This window comes from Nitrosospira multiformis ATCC 25196 (genome assembly GCF_000196355.1).
Lineage (GTDB): Bacteria > Pseudomonadota > Gammaproteobacteria > Burkholderiales > Nitrosomonadaceae > Nitrosospira > Nitrosospira multiformis.
The window spans coordinates 3,167,547-3,184,243 of sequence record NC_007614.1; the positions used below are offsets into that span (position 1 = coordinate 3,167,547).

At 55.4% G+C, this 16,697-nt stretch carries 15 protein-coding genes and 1 pseudogene; 2 read left to right on the forward strand and 14 right to left on the reverse strand.

The genetic code is table 11. The annotated features are described in order from the left end of the window. Positions 1-31: 31 nt before the first annotated feature. The 9 genes from NMUL_RS14385 to mnmG all read right to left on the reverse strand — a co-directional run bounded on the left by NMUL_RS14385 (position 32) and on the right by mnmG (position 9,449). A complete protein-coding gene (locus NMUL_RS14385; RefSeq protein ID WP_041352601.1) occupies positions 32-622 on the reverse strand; it encodes a hypothetical protein in 591 nt (196 codons plus the stop codon). 149 nt (positions 623-771) lie between these two features. Then, positions 772-1,362, reverse strand: coding sequence for a hypothetical protein (locus tag NMUL_RS14390; protein WP_011381620.1), 591 nt, complete (start codon positions 1,360-1,362; stop codon positions 772-774). A gap of 181 nt (positions 1,363-1,543) precedes the next feature. Beyond that, positions 1,544-2,788, reverse strand: coding sequence for a methane monooxygenase/ammonia monooxygenase subunit B (locus tag NMUL_RS14395; protein WP_011380155.1), 1,245 nt, complete (start codon positions 2,786-2,788; stop codon positions 1,544-1,546). Continuing rightward, positions 2,789-3,613, reverse strand: a complete 825-nt coding sequence (locus NMUL_RS14400) for a methane monooxygenase/ammonia monooxygenase subunit A (RefSeq protein ID WP_011380154.1) — start codon at positions 3,611-3,613, stop codon at positions 2,789-2,791. A 323-nt stretch (positions 3,614-3,936) separates the two neighbouring features. Then, positions 3,937-4,767, reverse strand: a complete 831-nt coding sequence (locus NMUL_RS14405) for a methane monooxygenase/ammonia monooxygenase subunit C (RefSeq protein WP_011379539.1) — start codon at positions 4,765-4,767, stop codon at positions 3,937-3,939. A gap of 382 nt (positions 4,768-5,149) precedes the next feature. Further along, on the reverse strand, positions 5,150-5,986 hold the full coding sequence (locus NMUL_RS14410; protein WP_041353338.1) for a ParB/RepB/Spo0J family partition protein: 837 nt from the start codon (positions 5,984-5,986) through the stop codon (positions 5,150-5,152). A gap of 26 nt (positions 5,987-6,012) precedes the next feature. Continuing rightward, on the reverse strand, positions 6,013-6,825 hold the full coding sequence (locus NMUL_RS14415; protein ID WP_011382040.1) for a ParA family protein: 813 nt from the start codon (positions 6,823-6,825) through the stop codon (positions 6,013-6,015). Positions 6,826-6,903: 78 nt separating this feature from the next. Further along, positions 6,904-7,554: a 16S rRNA (guanine(527)-N(7))-methyltransferase RsmG gene (rsmG, locus tag NMUL_RS14420; protein ID WP_011382041.1), complete on the reverse strand. Its 651-nt coding sequence runs from the start codon at positions 7,552-7,554 to the stop codon at positions 6,904-6,906. Beyond that, entirely contained in the window at positions 7,551-9,449 is a 1,899-nt protein-coding gene (gene mnmG / locus NMUL_RS14425; RefSeq protein ID WP_011382042.1) for a tRNA uridine-5-carboxymethylaminomethyl(34) synthesis enzyme MnmG, read from the reverse strand. The genes rsmG and mnmG overlap by 4 nt, the downstream gene beginning before the upstream one ends. Positions 9,450-9,683: 234 nt before the next feature. Here mnmG and NMUL_RS15520 point away from each other — a divergent pair. Continuing rightward, a pseudogene (locus tag NMUL_RS15520) lies at positions 9,684-10,436 on the forward strand (IS5 family transposase). 1,916 nt (positions 10,437-12,352) lie between these two features. Further along, positions 12,353-12,643 carry a hypothetical protein gene (locus NMUL_RS14440; RefSeq protein ID WP_011382046.1) on the forward strand — a complete coding sequence of 97 codons (291 nt, stop codon included), beginning with the start codon at positions 12,353-12,355 and terminating at the stop codon, positions 12,641-12,643. Between the two features lie 33 nt (positions 12,644-12,676). On the opposite strand, the gene mnmE is transcribed toward NMUL_RS14440, so the two are convergent. The 5 genes from mnmE to rpmH all read right to left on the reverse strand — a co-directional run bounded on the left by mnmE (position 12,677) and on the right by rpmH (position 16,589). After that, a complete protein-coding gene (mnmE, locus tag NMUL_RS14445) occupies positions 12,677-14,035 on the reverse strand; it encodes a tRNA uridine-5-carboxymethylaminomethyl(34) synthesis GTPase MnmE (protein ID WP_011382047.1) in 1,359 nt (452 codons plus the stop codon). 74 nt (positions 14,036-14,109) lie between these two features. Continuing rightward, positions 14,110-15,819 carry a membrane protein insertase YidC gene (gene yidC, locus NMUL_RS14450; protein ID WP_011382048.1) on the reverse strand — a complete coding sequence of 570 codons (1,710 nt, stop codon included), beginning with the start codon at positions 15,817-15,819 and terminating at the stop codon, positions 14,110-14,112. Between the two features lie 51 nt (positions 15,820-15,870). Continuing rightward, positions 15,871-16,095 carry a membrane protein insertion efficiency factor YidD gene (yidD, locus tag NMUL_RS15525; protein ID WP_074749067.1) on the reverse strand — a complete coding sequence of 75 codons (225 nt, stop codon included), beginning with the start codon at positions 16,093-16,095 and terminating at the stop codon, positions 15,871-15,873. After that, complete coding sequence (gene rnpA / locus NMUL_RS14455; RefSeq protein WP_074775845.1) at positions 16,083-16,430, reverse strand: ribonuclease P protein component; 348 nt, start codon at positions 16,428-16,430, stop codon at positions 16,083-16,085. The genes yidD and rnpA overlap by 13 nt, the downstream gene beginning before the upstream one ends. Before the next feature lie 21 nt (positions 16,431-16,451). Beyond that, a complete protein-coding gene (rpmH, locus tag NMUL_RS15530) occupies positions 16,452-16,589 on the reverse strand; it encodes a 50S ribosomal protein L34 (protein ID WP_011382051.1) in 138 nt (45 codons plus the stop codon). Between the last annotated feature and the right edge of the window lie 108 nt (positions 16,590-16,697).

Consider the following 16,697-nt stretch of genomic DNA (forward strand, 5'->3'; position numbering starts at 1 on the left):
AAGTCAGCGCTTACTCTCTTCCTTCCCTTTGCTAGGCGCTTGCACCGGCGGATTTGCGTCCGCGCAGGAAGAAGACGGCCGCTCCTATGATCACCGCCGCAATGGCGATGATGAGGTAGGGCGACATGCCCTTGGGTTCACCCACGGAGAAGGGGAAGCGCGAGACCAGCGGTTCCTTGTCGGTGACGGTCACGAGCCCCACGAACTTGCCAGGCTGGGTGAAGTTGTATTCAAAATTGATGGAGCCATTGGGATAGACCTTGGGCGGTATGTGCAGGATGGTGATTTCATCGAGCTTCTGCTGTTCGTCGGGAGCGGGCTGTCCGCCTGAACCGGTGTCGCGGATGATGCGCACTTCGGTGGGCAGGGGGCGCAGCGCTTCTTCAATGTAGTCCAGGGCAACTACGGTGCGGCCGGTATTGGGAATGTCTTCGCAGAATTCCTTCTCCTGCGTGGCATCCGGCTGGTAGCCGGTAAAGTGCATGGTGTAGGGGCCGATGGTGAGCTTGCATATATCATCGGCAAGCGACAGGCCGCCGTGCGCTTCCACCTGGGAGGAGAAGGGCAGGGCCAGGGCAAATACCAGTCCGATCAAGGCAGGTTTGAGTGAGGATGAGAACATTATCAATTCGCCTATATAAGTATGGTGAGTCAGTGAATCAGTGATCCTGCAGGGTCGCGGTTGCATTTATCCGCCGCTGTTTTGCCAGGCTTGTGTCCGGCGCTCCTCTGCAACGGCAGGAGCCGGTTTATCCGGTGACCTTTCCTGCATTACGGGTTGCGCGAGGAGCGCCAGCGTTGCACGCGCGGGGATTTCACGAGCTTGTATCCCAGCACGGCAAGCAGCAGCAGGGCGATCAGGGGGCCTACCGCGGCGCGGAATATTTCGGAATAGTTGATCATCTGTACCCGCAGGGGATACTGGTAGCGCAGGGGCGGCACGCCTTCTGCGGTGATGAATACGGTGTAGAGTCCCTGCTCGAGGGTGGTCTGGCCCTGGATGACACCATCCGGATGGTGCACAGGACGCAGTTGCGTGACCATCTCGTCCTCTTCGCTCGTGCCCCGTACCACCTTCATGCCAATGGGCATGTCGCGCATGGCAGGGTCGATGAGGTCGATCACGAGGAAGGTATCGCCTCCCTTGGGAATCTCGGTGCAGTATTGGGCAGTAGGTTCGAATTGCGGCTGGTAGGCGCTCAGATGCACCATGTTCTCGCCGATACGGCGCACGCAGCTGTCTTCTTCCAGCGATTCCTTGCCGTGCGCGCTAACAAACCCGCTGTAGAGGGTGGTAATCAGCAGCAGCGCCAGGGCACCTGCCCGGCTGCCTTGTCTGCTCGAAGTGCCTTTCGCTTGCATTTCTCTAGATTCGTTAAAAAAACACCGATCCACCTTGCCGTCTGTAACGGTGGCGGACCGGTGTTTGCATGCTGCCTGTTCCAGTCTTGGCCCGGTTTCTGCCCTGGTCGGGCAGGAGCCGGGCGGCTTTTTAGGATTGACCCGGGATTAGTCCTGTAGGGCTTGCCCCCGGGGTTTGTCCTTACAGCTTGGTGAAGACCGGGATGACCGCACCTGCGATGCTGTTGATGTTGCGATCGCCATCCTCGCTCCAGGTCATGAGAAGTCCGCCAAAGCGGCTTTCCGGGTCACCCAGGAGCGCCATCAGCCGTTGCACTTCCCACAGCGCGTCTTTCGCTTCCATCTTGACTTCGCGCGTCTCGCCAGGCTGGATCGGCGTCTCGTTGTCGAACGACAGACCGGTGGCCACCAGTTCCTTCGGATAGCCGCGGTCCAGGTGCTTCAAGCCAACCTTGTTGATGAAGCGCACGCCCGCAGTGGTGAATTCCCCGATGCGGTAGGGCTTGTCGCCGCTGTTGGTAACAGACATCGTTACCCGCAAGGCGCGTCCCGGCACGTCGTAGTTGGCGTGCGTGACCTTGATTGCGATCGGGTTGGGTTTCACCGGCAGCGGTTCAACCTTGGATTCGCCAGCCTGGATCGGCACCGTGTACGGGTGCTTGGTCTCGGTGTAGCGATAGCCGCCCCAGACGATGCCAAAGGTGAGTATCAGCACCACCCAGGCAACTTTCCGGTCCATGGGGTCGAGCAGGAGTTCGTCCCCGTAGGCCAGCAGCACCCGGCTTCTTGGCAGGAACATGGGCCGCGCCACATAGTAGCCGATCCAGAAAATGCCAAGGGACAGCCACAGGATGTGCCAGAAGATGCCGTTGCTGAAGTTGAAGGTCTCGGTGTCGATGGTCTCGCCCGTCAAGAGCTTCACCGGGTTGGTGAAGTCGTCCCAGCTGCCGGAGATGTTCATCCAGGCGGCAGGACCTGCAATCGGGCCTGCGTCCTTGATGTTGACCATGGCGTGCATGTGGTGGCGTCCGGGGATGCGCGCTTTCAGCCTCACTTCAAAGGCGTAGTCGCGCCCAATCTCCATCGGTCCGGAGATGTAGGTCGGCTCGCCGTTGAGCTTGGTGCTAAGACGCACGAACACGGGGCTTGGGCTGCCTACGTTGAAGAAGGCGCGTCCAGGCTTGCCCACCGCGCGCGGCCAGTCTTCGGCCAGGTGGAATTTGCCGGTCATGGTGGCTATGTCGTTGACCTTGGTGGTCTCGGGGCCCCATTTCATGTCATACCACTGGATGGTACGCATGCGCAGGAACGGTTCCTGCGAGCGTTCCCCGTGGGCCGCCGCCGGCTGGATGTCGAGCGTCAGCGCCAGTCCCAGGGCGGCAAGGCTGCATACCCCGGCTATACTCTTCTTGAACAGGTTCTTCATTTATTTGATCCCCTCGGCAAAGCCTTCTTCGCCAAATGCTGTCACGTCGTTCTTCATGCTGACACGGCCGCGTGCGCCCTTGACATAGTAGAAGGCGGTGCAGTAGACCTTGCCAAAGTACCACCAGACGGTGAACATGAGCATGGAGACGAACGCGGAGAAGAAGGAGGCGATAACGGTGGTGTGACCGCCAAAGGTGCGCAGTGACCCTTGTTCGATCAGTCGCACGTACTCAGGGGTGCCGGTACGGACATACAGAAAGCCCGTGTAGTCGGCTACCGAGAGCAGCACGCCTTCTGCCACCAGCGGCAGGTGGGTCGGCCCGAAGATGGTCCAGTTGCCAGGATAGAACAACAAACCAAAGGCGCCGCCGCCAACCAGTGCCGTGATCATCCAGTTGCGCGTCAGAAGCAGGACGGTGTCCATCACCAGCGCGCCGGGAATCATGGTGGAGGGGAATACAAAGTTCATGGGGTAGTGCGACCACCAGTAGAAACCCCAGAAACGGGTCAGCCATTCACCCACCAGCAGGCACACGATGCACAGTGTGGCTCCAAACGGCAGGCGGTAGTTCACCCACAGGTAGTACATGATCGCGGCACAGTAGGTGATCCCTACAATCGGGGTTACCACAGGCCACCATTGCCGGTCCTTCCAGTCAAGCCAGAAGTCCCAGTCACCCGCCAGCAGCATGAAGTGCATGTGGTAGGTTCCAACCAGCAGGATGCATAGAATCGGGAAGTAAATCACGTCTATCATCCTGGACATCTTTACCGCTTCGGGCGGCATCTTCGCCGCCTTCAGTATTTCATCTGTTCTGCTCATCGCACCCTCCCTCAAATGTTACGCGACTAAAACATATCAATCGTTGCCGTGCTGCTCTACTGCTTGCCATCCTCGCAGTCCCTGATGACGTTGCCGCGAATTCCCGGGAACCTCGTGATTCAACAAGGGTCTACATGACTGTATAAATCCCTTGTCGCTTCCTTGTTGCTCCCGGATCCGGCGACTCCCTTCCCCTTTTGCTCCAGGTGCCGCCGCTTCGCATTGCTTGAGTCTGCCCGGCTGTGTTACCGCTGGCCGCATCGCTCTCCTGTTCGGAGGCGATGCGGCTATTGCTGCTTATGCGTGTGTCAGCGAGTCAGTCCTTAAAACGCCTTGTCGTACGGTACGATGCGGTTGTTGAGGATGACTTTGCTCTGGCCGTTCCAGACGACGTCCGTCAGGTTGGAGTAGCGCGTGATGATCTGCGCTGCAATCCCGCCTGCAAACAGCCCCGACCAGCCCAGAATCACGAAGCCCCAGTGCAGCGGTGCGCTGAACAGTTCTTCCATGAACCAGAAGGCGTGACCCCATTCGTTCAACCCTACGTTCGGCAGAATCATGAGCGGACCTGCAATCGCCATGACCAGCGGGAACGAGGTGCCGCGCGAATACAGCGGCAGACGCGTCATCGCATACAGGTAGCTTGCTATCCCGCAGACGATGTACATCGGGAAGGAGCCGTAGAACACCACTACGTGACTTGGCGTGAAGCTCGTGTCACGGATGATGACCTGGTGCCAGGAGGCGTCCTGTTCGGTAAAGAAGCTGCCGCCCCAGTACACGCCGAACAGATATACACCCAGCCACATCATCCAGTAGAAGTAGCGCTTGACTTCAAGCTTCGGATCAAGATTGTCCAGCTGCTCTTTCGTGTCCCGCGTCTTCCAGATCCAGCCCCAGGTGATCAGCGCAAACAGCGGCATCACGATCATGTGCACTCGCCACAATCCCATCCACACTTTCTCGAACTCAGGCTCCATCGAGTCCATCCCGTGCGAGTAGGCAAACGTGCGCTGGTACCAGATCCAGAATATCGCTACCGCCAGCATCGTGATCAGGCCAAACTTGTACCACTTCGAGTCATACCACAGCGACATGTCGTAGTCCCGGCCGCTCGTCTTGGCCGGGCTCGACGTTCCCATCGTTGTTGCCATTTTGCTTCCTCCTGCTATCTTGTTAATCAAGTACTGCCTTGCTTCCGGCAGCCGCTTCCTCCCTTGTCAACTCCGGCAGAAGCGCTTGCCCTTCATGCTTCCAACTTCCAACATCCGCTTGCTGCCGCTTCTCTACTGCACAAAACCCGGCGCGCAAGAACAAATTGTCGCTTACTTCCCAATACCGGCAGCACCAAACAGCCGCACCAGAACACCCAAATCCTTCCCTGGTACCACCTTTATTGCCGCTACCAGTACTTTACATACCCATAAGCCCGTAAAGACTACTCCCCGCCATACCCCTAAGTCAAGCAGTTTGTCAGCGAGGTAGAAGTGAGCACTTACTTTGAAAGAGACTCCGGATTACTCTGGAATCGTCGGATTACCACCGTGACAATATCCCATCCAGTTGTTCCAGGGTTTCGTAATGAATCAGTATGGTTCCTTTACCCTTTTTCCCGGGGGTTATTACGACCTGCGCTCCGATTTTTGCCGAGAAATTCTCCTGTAACCGGAGTAAATCGCGGTCGCGCTGGGGATGATGTTTTACCACTGGATGTTCGATCTGATATACCAGCTTTTCTGTTTCACGTACTGAAAGTCCTTTATGCACTACAAGATTTGCCGTCTCTATCTGCTTGGCTGCAGCGAGTGACAGCAATGCGCGAGCGTGCCCCATGTCGATCTTTCCCTGCATCAGCAGTTCCTGGACAGGCGCAGCCAGATTAAGCAATCTCAGGAGATTGGAAACCGCACTGCGCGAACTTCCCAAAGCTTCGCTGGCAGCCTGGTGCGTCATGCCGAAGTCCCTGATGAGCCTCTGGATTCCCAAGGCTTCTTCCAGTGGGTTTAGATTTTCGCGTTGAATATTCTCGATCAGCGACATTGCCAGCGCAGCCTCATCCGGAACCTCGCGGATCAGAGCGGGCACCTCGCCCAATCCCGCCAGTTGCGCTGCACGCCAGCGGCGCTCGCCGGCGATGATTTCGTACTTTCCACCCCCGACTGGTCGCACGAGTACTGGCTGCATCACCCCCTGGGCTTTGATGGAGTCCGCCAGTTCTCCCAACGATTCCTTATCCATGCGCGTACGCGGCTGGTATTTTCCCGGCTGCAGCAGCGAGACCTTGATGCTCTGAAGCGTCTCCTCCGAGACAGCGTTACCGCCGCTGCCCGCCAGCAACGCATCCAGCCCTCTCCCCAATCCTCTTATTTTCATTTTCCTTTCGTCCGGCTTCATATCTTCTAGGCTTCAAGTGTCTGTTGATACTGCTGGTCCGGCATGGCGCTCTCCGGAAAGTATCGGGTCACTATTTCACGCGCCAGTGCCAGGTAAGCCTGCGTACCCTTGGATAATCTGTCATGGTACAACGCCGGAATACCAAAGCTGGGCGCCTCGGCTAATCGCACGTTACGGGGAATTACCGTACGGTAGACCCGGTCTCCGAAGTACTGTTGCAACTGATCGGAAACCTGCTGTGCGAGAATATTGCGTGGATCGAACATGGTGCGCAACAATCCCTCGATCTCAAGTTTGGAATTAAAGTGAGCACGCACTTTCTTAATGGTGTTGACCAGGTCGCTCAATCCTTCGAGAGCATAGTATTCGCACTGCATCGGGATCACCACGGCTTCGGCCGCGCACAAACCATTCAACGTGAGCAAATTAAGGGCAGGTGGACAATCGATAAGAATAAAATCATATTCCCGCTCGACTTCCCGCAAGGCTTCCCGCAGGCGTGTTTCCCGCCCCGGTAAATCAATCAACTCTATTTCTGCCCCGGCAAGCTCGCGATTGGCGGGGAGCAGATCATATTTTCCGCTGGGGGAGGAGACTCTCACGTCCACCACGCTCGCGCTTCCCAGCAGAACCTGATAAACGGTGTGCTCCAACTGGCCCTTGTCTACCCCGCTGCCCATCGTGGCGTTACCCTGCGGATCAAGGTCTATCAACAGCACGCGCCGCTTCACAGCTTCAAGGCTTGCCGCCAAATTGACGCTGGTAGTCGTTTTCCCTACCCCACCTTTTTGATTGGTTACTGCCAGAATTTTCGCCATTGCCACTCCTAGAACCGAGATACCGGAAGCCGATCAATAAGAGGTGAAAAACTTGGCGAAAAGCCAAGGAATCTTACTTTACTGTCCGGCACGCTTGAGCACAACCAGATGACGCTTCGCCCTCAGGCCGGGAATCGTTAGCGACAATATGTTGTCGACAATGAATGTCTCGGGTAACTGCGCAAGTTCTTCGTGAGGATATACGCCTTTCATTGCCACCAACCGCCCACAGTCAGTCCCTTGCTCCTCCCCCCGTGCACACAAATGTCCCGCGAGCTTGACGAAATCCGCCAGATCGGAAAAAGCGCGCGAAATAACGGTATTGAAGCCGGCGTTCGAGCGGACGCCTTCCATGCGCTCCCCGATGACTTCCACATTTTCAAGCCCCAATTCAATCCGCGCCTGCTGCAGGAACGCGGCTTTTTTATGATTGCTTTCCACTAGCACCACACGCCACTCCGGGCGGGCCAACGCCACTGGGATTCCAGGAAGACCGGCGCCGCTGCCCACATCCGCAATGCGGGAGCCGCCAATGTGCGGCAGAACAGCCAGACTGTCCAGCACATGCAATGCGAGCATCGCTTCCGGTTCGCGCACTGCCGTCAGATTGTGCACCCGGTTCCATTTCTGGATGAGCGCCAGATATTGCAGGAGGCGTGCCTGATTTGATTCGGTAATAGATAGTCCCAGTGTTGCGATTCCGTCAGCCAGTTGTGTAGCCGGATTCATGCGCTTTTCTTCGTATTCGCGCTGGAAAAACCGCGCTTGACATGGACCAGCAATAGCGAAATTGCGGCGGGCGTGATTCCGGAGATACGGGATGCCTGTCCTGCCGTTTCAGGCTTGAACTGATTAAGTTTCTGCTGAACTTCATTCGAAAGACCGCGCACGGTTTTGTAATCCAGGTCCTGCGGCAGGCGAATGTCTTCATAATAAGCATTTCGCGCCACTTCATCTTTCTGGCGCTCGATGTATCCCTGATACTTCGCCTGGATTTCGACCTGCTCCGCCGCCGCAAGATCGACAACGGGTTCGCCTGCACCGGGCAGCGTCATGAGTTCGGCGTACGACACATTGGGCCGGCGCAACAAGTCATGCAGAGAACACTCATGCTCGATGTTTTTCCCGATAACACGTAATGCATCGGTTTCGGAAAGACTCTTCGGGCTGAGCCACGTGGTCTTCAGCCGGTTTTGCTCTTGAGCGATAGCCTCTAGTTTGATATTGAACGCCACCCAGCGCGCGTCATTCACCACCCCTAGCCTGCGTCCGACTTCGGTGAGGCGGAGATCGGCGTTATCCTCCCGCAATTGCAACCGGTATTCCGCACGGCTGGTGAACATGCGATAGGGTTCAGTAACACCTCGGGTAATGAGATCGTCCACCAGGACGCCCAAATAGGCTTCATCCCGGCGCGGACACCACGGTTCCCTGTCCTGCGTTTTTAGCGCAGCGTTGATTCCCGCAAGCAACCCCTGCGCCGCGGCCTCTTCATAACCCGTGGTGCCATTGATCTGTCCCGCGAAAAACAGGCCTTCGATCATCCTGGTTTCAAGCGAGCTTTTCAGGGCACGCGGATCAAAATAATCATATTCGATCGCATAACCGGGTCGGGTGATATGGGCGTTCTCCAATCCTTTGATTGAGCGCACCAGTTTCACCTGCATATCGAAGGGGAGACTCGTGGAGATTCCGTTGGGATACACCTCGTGGGTCGTGAGACCCTCCGGTTCGAGAAAAATCTGATGCGATTCCTTGGCGGAAAAGCGCACGACCTTGTCCTCGATAGAGGGACAATAACGAGGTCCGATACCCTCGATCGCACCGGAGAATAGAGGGGAGCGATCCAGGCCGCTGCGAATAATATCGTGCGTCTGACTGTTGGTATGCGTGATCCAGCAAGACACCTGCTTCGGGTGGGAAGCAGCATTGCCCATAAAGGAAAAAACGGGCACAGGCGCGTCGCCGGGTTGAGCGGCAACAGCGGAATAATCGATGGTACGGCCATCTATCCGCGGTGGGGTTCCTGTTTTCAACCGCCCGACAGGGAGCTTCAATTCGCGCAGGCGTCCCGCAAGACTATTGGATGGAAGGTCCCCCGCCCGCCCGGCTTGAAAATTTGCCGAGCCTACGTGAGCCAGGCCTGCCAGGAAGGTTCCAGCGGTAAGAATTACAGCACGCGCGTTAAAGCGGATTCCAAGCTGTGTGACAACCCCGGCCACCCGCTCACCCTCAAGCACGAGATCGTCCACTCCTTGCTGAAACAACCAGAGATTCGGCTGACTTTCCAACCGCTGCCGGATCGCTTGGCGGTAGAGGACCCGATCAGCCTGGGCGCGTGTTGCGCGTACCGCAGGTCCTTTGCGCGAGTTGAGGATGCGAAACTGTATGCCCGCCTCATCCGCTGCCTCTGCCATCACGCCCCCAAGCGCATCGATTTCTTTGACCAGATGCCCTTTGCCGATCCCGCCTATGGAAGGGTTGCACGACATCTGCCCCAGGGTTTCGATGTTGTGTGATAGCAATAGTGTCTTTTGCCCAATGCGAGCGGCAGCGAGCGCCGCTTCGGTACCGGCGTGGCCACCACCTATAACTATTACATCGAATATTTCAGGAACAGTCATGGAAGCAATCGGGCAAAAATGAATTCGATTGAGAGTGGTGCCCATTTTACGGCAAAACGTGGAGCCATGTAAGAATCATAAAGAGGTCTTGGGTGAAGAAACGCGATCTCTTGTTTCACGTGAAACAGTTTTGTTTGTTGTTCCACGTGAAACAACCACCAGGCGTAGGACCTATTAATTTTGGAATTCACGGAAGTGAGAGGATGTGATTCACTTATGGCAGGAGGAGTTGCCATGAGTGATCTTTTCATGCTTTCAGAGAAACAATTCAACCGCATAAAGCCTTATTTTCCCTTGTCCCATGGAGTGCCGCGTGTGGACGATCTGCGGGTGATCAGGGGAACCATCCATGTCATTCGGGATGGTCTGCAATGGAAGGACGCTCCCGAAGGCTACGGCCCACACAAGACGCTCTATAATCGCTTCATGCGCTGGAGCAAGATGGGCATATTCAACCGTATTTTTGCGGAACTGGCCGGCAAAGAGGAAATGCCGGACCGGCTGATGATTGACGCCACGCATCTCAAGGCGCACCGTACGGCAGCCAGCCTTTTAAAAAAGGGGATGTTCCCCGCCGTATCGGTCGCACAAAGGGCGGCTTGAATTCAAAGCTCCATGCCGTGTGCGATGGTAGGGGCAAGCCTGTTGCCCTGCTGCTCTCCGAAGGTCAGATGAGCGATTACAAGGGTGCTGCCCTGTTGTTGCCTGCCCTGCCCAAGGCAAAAGAGTTGCGGGGGGATCGCGGCTATGATGCTGACTGGTTCAGGGCAGCCCTCAGACAAAAGGGTATTACGGCCTGCATTTCCCCAAAGAAGAACCGTAAAACCCGGCTCAAATACGACAGGGAACTCTACAAGCGACGCCACAGGTGGAAAACATCACAGGCTCAAGGATTGGCGGCGCATTGCCATGCGTTATGACCGCTGCGCCCACACCTTCTTCTCCGCCATCTGTATCGCAGCTACCGTCATCTTCTATCTCAATTAATGAGTCCTGAGCCTAACAGGAAATCCACAGGGGAAGTCGACAGGCGAGGGAATTACCCACCAATGACCAAGTACCGAAATGATTGGGGGAAGAGGCTAGAAGATCCTGCCGCTAATTGAGCATCGTCAGTCGCCGAGTGTCGGAATCGGCGTGCAGCATGATGCGCGACTGTCATCAATCCACCCGCCGCTTTAACCAGCAGCCAGGAATTGCTGAAGCCTGTCCGGCAACGCCGATCCAGGACGGCTGCAAATACAATACCAGGAGCTGATTGCCATAGAACACATATAGCGTGGATAAGAATCATGGAGAGGTCTTGTGGTGAAGAAACCGGTTTCTTTGTTTCACGTGAAACAACAGCTAATGGGAAATGCGCAGGGAGAAGTCAAAAGGCGAGGGAATTACCCCTAATAACCAAGTACCGAAACGATTGAGGAAGAGGCTAGAAGATCCTGCCGCTAATTGAGCATCGTCAGTCGCCGAGTGTCCGAATCGGCGTGCAGCATGATGCGCGACTGTCATCAATCCACCCGCCGCTTTAACCAGCAGCGTCCGATCCAGTAAGGGTGCAAATACAATACCGCCAGTTGCCCGCTCGAAACCCATACAGGGGGGGGTAGAAACGTTAATGGCCTTGGTAGATTGCCTTACCCCGCCTTAAAATTGAACATATTTCGATCTGCACTAGCCACTCAAGCTTCTTGTTCAATTGCTGTGGCCTCTCCAGCCTCTCCATTGAGATGGAATTCCAGCCTATACCCATGCCTTAACTCATCCAAAATAATCGATTACAGAGCTCCTACGCTTGCCGCTTTTTTGTGCAACTGATGAATATTTCCTTTAATCCGAGCGGATGGAGGTAATTATGGAGCACCTCGCTCTCCCGGAGAGTCAGGTTATGCTTCCGGACAGTTCGAAGCTGTACTCACCATCGCTTATCGCTATCGAAGCGATGCATTAGACGGAATCTATCGACCAAACAAATCCTGGGGCTTCCATGCATCTAATCTCTGATGCGTTGAAGGCCAGGACGAACTCGACAGAGCTTGTGAACCAAGCAGTGAAACACTCACGAGTGAGCTTCTGCATTGCCAGGATACTCATCCACGGGTGCTCCCGTTTCTCCCTGGGGGTAGCCTAACCCGCCACCTATGATCGAAATTGTTCAACAACGGGATGCGACGAATTGCACGTTCGGATCTTCACGACCTAGGTACAAGAGAGGCGGCCTCTATTTGCGCCCTATTCACATACACCCATTGCTACCCATTACTGCTCACCACGTTGCCGCCAAATCGTCGCTCCCCACCGCTTCAACGGCAGAAACTCAATTATTTCTGCGTTAACTTCTACCATCCGGGCAACCTTCCCCCGAAATTGGTCTGAAAAAACAGATTCCAGAGGTTTATGTGCCTCCCCCGGTCCCTTTCCGGTCGTCCGGAATATTCCGATCGTCGTAAGGGGGCAAGTACCAAATGGATTTGAGAGTTCGATGAGTTAACAACCGGCTTGCATGCTTACCCACACACCAACTCACCTCCAAACCCTACCATGCTGATACCCCTGGCAGTGACACCCTTCGGAGCATCTCGCAGTAAATCTGCTTCTCACGTTTACATCGCGATAATCCCTCCTCGCCTTGGAGTACCGGCAACTTGAGCGAAAATTTGCTCCTGTTGGCCTTCTCCTATTTTTTTAAGACTTGTTCCCAAGAAGGTGGAAGCCTGTACTTTTAAGAAATATGTACTACCATGAAATTAATCCACGCTACGGAGCGCTCCACTTCTGGCTTCGATAAAAAAGCCGCATATATAGGCCGTGCTTGAACTGGGGCTATCCGCTGCACAGGATGGATTGCAATCTACACAGCTAATCAAGTTCGATAACGCAGAAAATCTGATGAGAAGGAGGCGAAGATGAATCTACACTCGAGTGGCAGGGCAAACTGGTTGTTCAGCGGACTCGCGCTCGGCGCGCTCACCATGTTTCTCCTTGATCCCGCTAAAGGAAGACGGCGCCGTGCGTTGGCAAGAGACAAGATACACAGCGCTGGCATTAAAACTCGTAAGCGCATCGATGCAAAGTCACGCGACTTGGCCAACCGGGCGAAAGGACTGCGCGCCGAGGCACGCCATATGATGTCCAGCGGCAATAACCGGGATAACCGGGGCGAGAACAAGTCAAGCGAGAGCCAGCCTGAAACTTGAGCGGAAGGATCTGCCCGGAAACGAGAGGTTCTGCTACTTTCCTATGCAGAAGCGGGAAAAAATTTCGCCCAGCAGGTCGTCGGCGCTGAATTCACCGGTAATCGAAGATAAAGCCAGTTGGGCAAGGCGCAGTTCCTCAGCAAAAAGCTCGACCTGATCCAGGCTGTTTGCCAGCGCACAAGCAGCCTCAAGATGGGTTCGGGCAGCTGTCAATGCAGAAAGATGACGCTGGCGCGCCATGAAGGCTCCTTCTCCTGTTGATGGCTGCCATCCTATCATTTCCAGCAATCCTTGCTGGAGGGATCCGATGCCCGCCCCCGTTTTAGCGGAAACCCAGATATCTGCAGTAGCTGTAGCGGTGGAGACAGTGGAATTCGGGGGAGATTCGAGCAGGTCGGTTTTGTTATGGACGACAATGAGCCGCAAACCCGGGGGAAGCGACGCGAGTATGGCCTGATCTTCTGGCGTTATTCCCACTCGGCTATCCACAAGCAGCAGGACGATACTTGCTTTATCGATCGTGGAGCGTGTCCGCGCCATACCCATTTTTTCGATCGCATCTTCCGTCTCCCTCAAGCCGGCGGTATCCAGCAGATGCATGGGCACACCTTCAATCTCTATGACCTGCCGGATAACGTCCCGTGTCGTGCCCGGGACCTCCGTAACGAGAGCCACTTCTTCTCCGGCGAGTCGATTCAGGAGGCTCGATTTTCCCACATTCGGCTGTCCGACCAAAGCAATCCATATTCCTTCTCGCAGCAGGCTACCTTGCCGCGCCGCGCTGAAAACCTGTTCAAGCTGTTGCCGGATGTGCTCCAATCTGAATTCCAGTTCCCTTCCAGAAATGAACTCAATTTCTTCTTCTGAAAAATCAAGTGAAGCCTCGACAAGCATTCGCAGGTCAGTAAGTGCTTGCACTGAAGTATGAATAGCGTTGGAAAATTCGCCTTGAAGGGAACGGATGGCGCAGCGGGCGGCTTCCTCGGTACTGGCGTCAATAAGGTCTGCCACGCTTTCAGCCTGCGCCAGATCAAGCTTGTTATTCAGGAATGCACGCAAGGTAAACTCCCCGGGTTGCGCCAGTCGCGCACCAGCGGAAAGGCAACTTGCCAGCAACAGGTTCATGACTGCAGGGCCGCCGTGTCCTTGCAGTTCCAGAACCTCTTCTCCGGTATAGGACTGGGGAGCGGGAAAGTAGAGGGCTATGCCCTGATCGATAACGCGATCATTTTCGTCGCGAAATCGGGTGAGGCTGGCGCGCCGGGGTTCCGGCACGCAGCCTGCGACCTTGAGAGCAAGCGATTGCAGGTTTCTGCCGGAAACACGCACCACCCCGATACCTCCCCGACCCGGAGGCGTTGCAATCGCGGCAATCACATCAGAACGGGTCATCCTGAGTTCGAATGCCAACCTCGCTTATGAAGACGGGAAGAGAGGGGAGTCGGGTCCGGCAATTCCCCTGATCACTAATTTGCTTTCTTCTGCTTGCTCGTATTTGCGGCCGAACCTTCGATCATGCGCGTGATCTGCCACTGCTGCGCGATGGAAAGCACGTTGTTTACCAGGGAATACAGCACCAGGCCTGCGGGGAAGAAGAAAAAGAAAACGCTGAATGCCAAAGGCATGATCTGCATAACTCTCGCCTGGATGGGATCGGTCGCCGGGGGGCTGAGCCGCTGTTGCAGGAACATGGAAATACCCATGATTACCGGCAGCACATAATAGGGATCGGGTGCGGAAAGATCCTCTATCCACAACGCAAAAGACGCGTAGCGCAATTCCACGCTCGAGAGCAGTACCCAGTACAGCGAAATGAATACCGGAATCTGCACCAGGATGGGCAAACAGCCTCCCATCGGGTTGATTTTTTCCGTTTTATAAAAATCCATCATGGCCTGGTGCATGCGCTGCCGGTCATTCCCGTGTTGCTCCCGCAAACGCTGGAGCTTGGGCGTCACTAAACGCAACTTCGCCATCGAGCGGTAACCTGCCGCAGACAGGGGAAAGAATGCAAGCTTGACCGACATGGTGAGGAGGATGATTGCCACTCCCCAATTTCCAGTCCAGGAGTGAAACAACGACAACAGCCAGAACAATGGCGCGCCGATCACCGTCAACCAGCCGTAATCGACAACGAGATCGAGACCCGGCGCGATCGACGCAAGCTTGCTTTGCTCTTCCGGTCCCGCATAGAGCGGGACCGTGACAGTGGCGCTACTGCCGGGTTCTATCTGGCCTACCGGTACGATTACACCGGCGGTATATTCGTTTTCTCCAAGACGTTTCGCGTAATATTCACGCGGCAGCTTGTCCTTGGGTAGCCAGGCGGCGAGGAAGTACTGCTGCAGCATGGCAATCCAGCCGTTGTCCGCATTCTTGGGATAGCTGGCATTGCCCTTGTCCAGCGCGGAAAACTCGATCTTCCTGAATTTTTCCTCTTCAGTATAAAGCGCCGCCCCGGTATAGGTTGGGACCATGAAGAACGAACCCACGGGAGGCCGGCTGTCGCGCAGCATCTGGAAGTAGGAAAACGGCTGGATGGCGGCGTTCCGTTGATTGGCGACCTCGAAACTCACATCGATGAGATAGCTCCCCCGATGAAACGTGTATATTTTAGTCACTTGTACGCCGTCGACCTCCGGCGCGCTCAACCGTATCTGGATTTTATCCTGCCCGGCTGCCAGCTCGTATGCACCCGGCTCCGCCGTAAAACGCGTCTTGTGGGTCGGTAAACCTTCACCGATCAATCCGGATTGCGCTATGTAGACGCGTTCGGGATCGCTTTCCAGTAATGCGAAAGGCTTGTTTTTATCCTCCTTGGAAGGCTGATGCAGCAACTCGAGGCGGCGAATATCGCCCCCTGCGGTGTCGATTTCCGCCAGCACCATGTCGGTCTTGATCGTGATTTTATCCCCGGATTCCAGCTTGCCCGCCGCCCTGACAGGAGCACCGTTTTCCGCGGTCGAGCCTCTTTGCGGAACTGATGAAGCAAGCTGATCTCCTGGCACCGGAGTCTCGGCGGTACCTGCAGTACCTGTATTGGCCTGCGTTTCTGTGCCCTGCACGGCCGTTTTCGGCCCCTGGGTTGCAGGATATTGTTCTTTCTGCCACGCATCCCACAGGAATAACAGCGATGTGGCAAAAATCAGGAAGAGTACGAATCTTTGTGTATCCATCTTGCTCTGCGAGTTATTTTTTTACGACAGATAAAAACCGTCCAGAAACATTCAACGGAAGGGTTCCGCAGGAACGGGGTCATATCCTCCCCGGCTCCAGGGATTGCATCGCATTATCCTCCAGACGCTCAGAACGAGTCCTCGCGTCGCCCCATGCCGGGCAAGCGCTTCACAGGCGTAATGCGAACAAGACGGACTGAACCGGCATGAGGGTCCAAGGAAAGGACTCAGGCAGTATTGATAGAGCCTGATAAACGCAATAATCATTCGCGACATTGCTGCAATCGAATCATGAGACGCCGTGCTTCGTCCGCCAACTGCACCGGACTGCGATCGCTGGCACGGCAACGCAGACGCATCACCAGATCAAGGCCCGCCATATCCTCCTGGCGGGCACGAAACACTTCCCGCAGCACCCGTTTCACCCGGTTCCGGTTTACGGCAAGTCGTTCGATTTTACCTGCCACTATCAATCCCAACCTGGAATGTAATAAACCGTTGGGCTTAGCGAAAACCTGAAGCAATTCACCGCCTATGGAACACCTGAACCGGATGACCGAGGAAAATTCTTCTGCCTTATGCAGGCGATGAGTTTTAGGAAAACGAATAATAGGGTCCCCGGGTTGCGTACGTTACTGCACTCCGAGGCGAACTCGTCCTTTGGCGCGCCGAGCCCGGATTACCGCCGCTCCACCCGCGGTTTTCATGCGGACCCTGAAACCGTGGGTCCGCTTTCTGCGCGTCACGGATGGTTGGTAAGTGCGTTTCATTATTTCCCCTGTGCCTGATAATGATAAATAAAAACTCGACATTACAACTCTTTACGGCGACCTGTGTCAACCGATATTTTTTGCTCTCCCTGTGGATAAGCTGTGAAG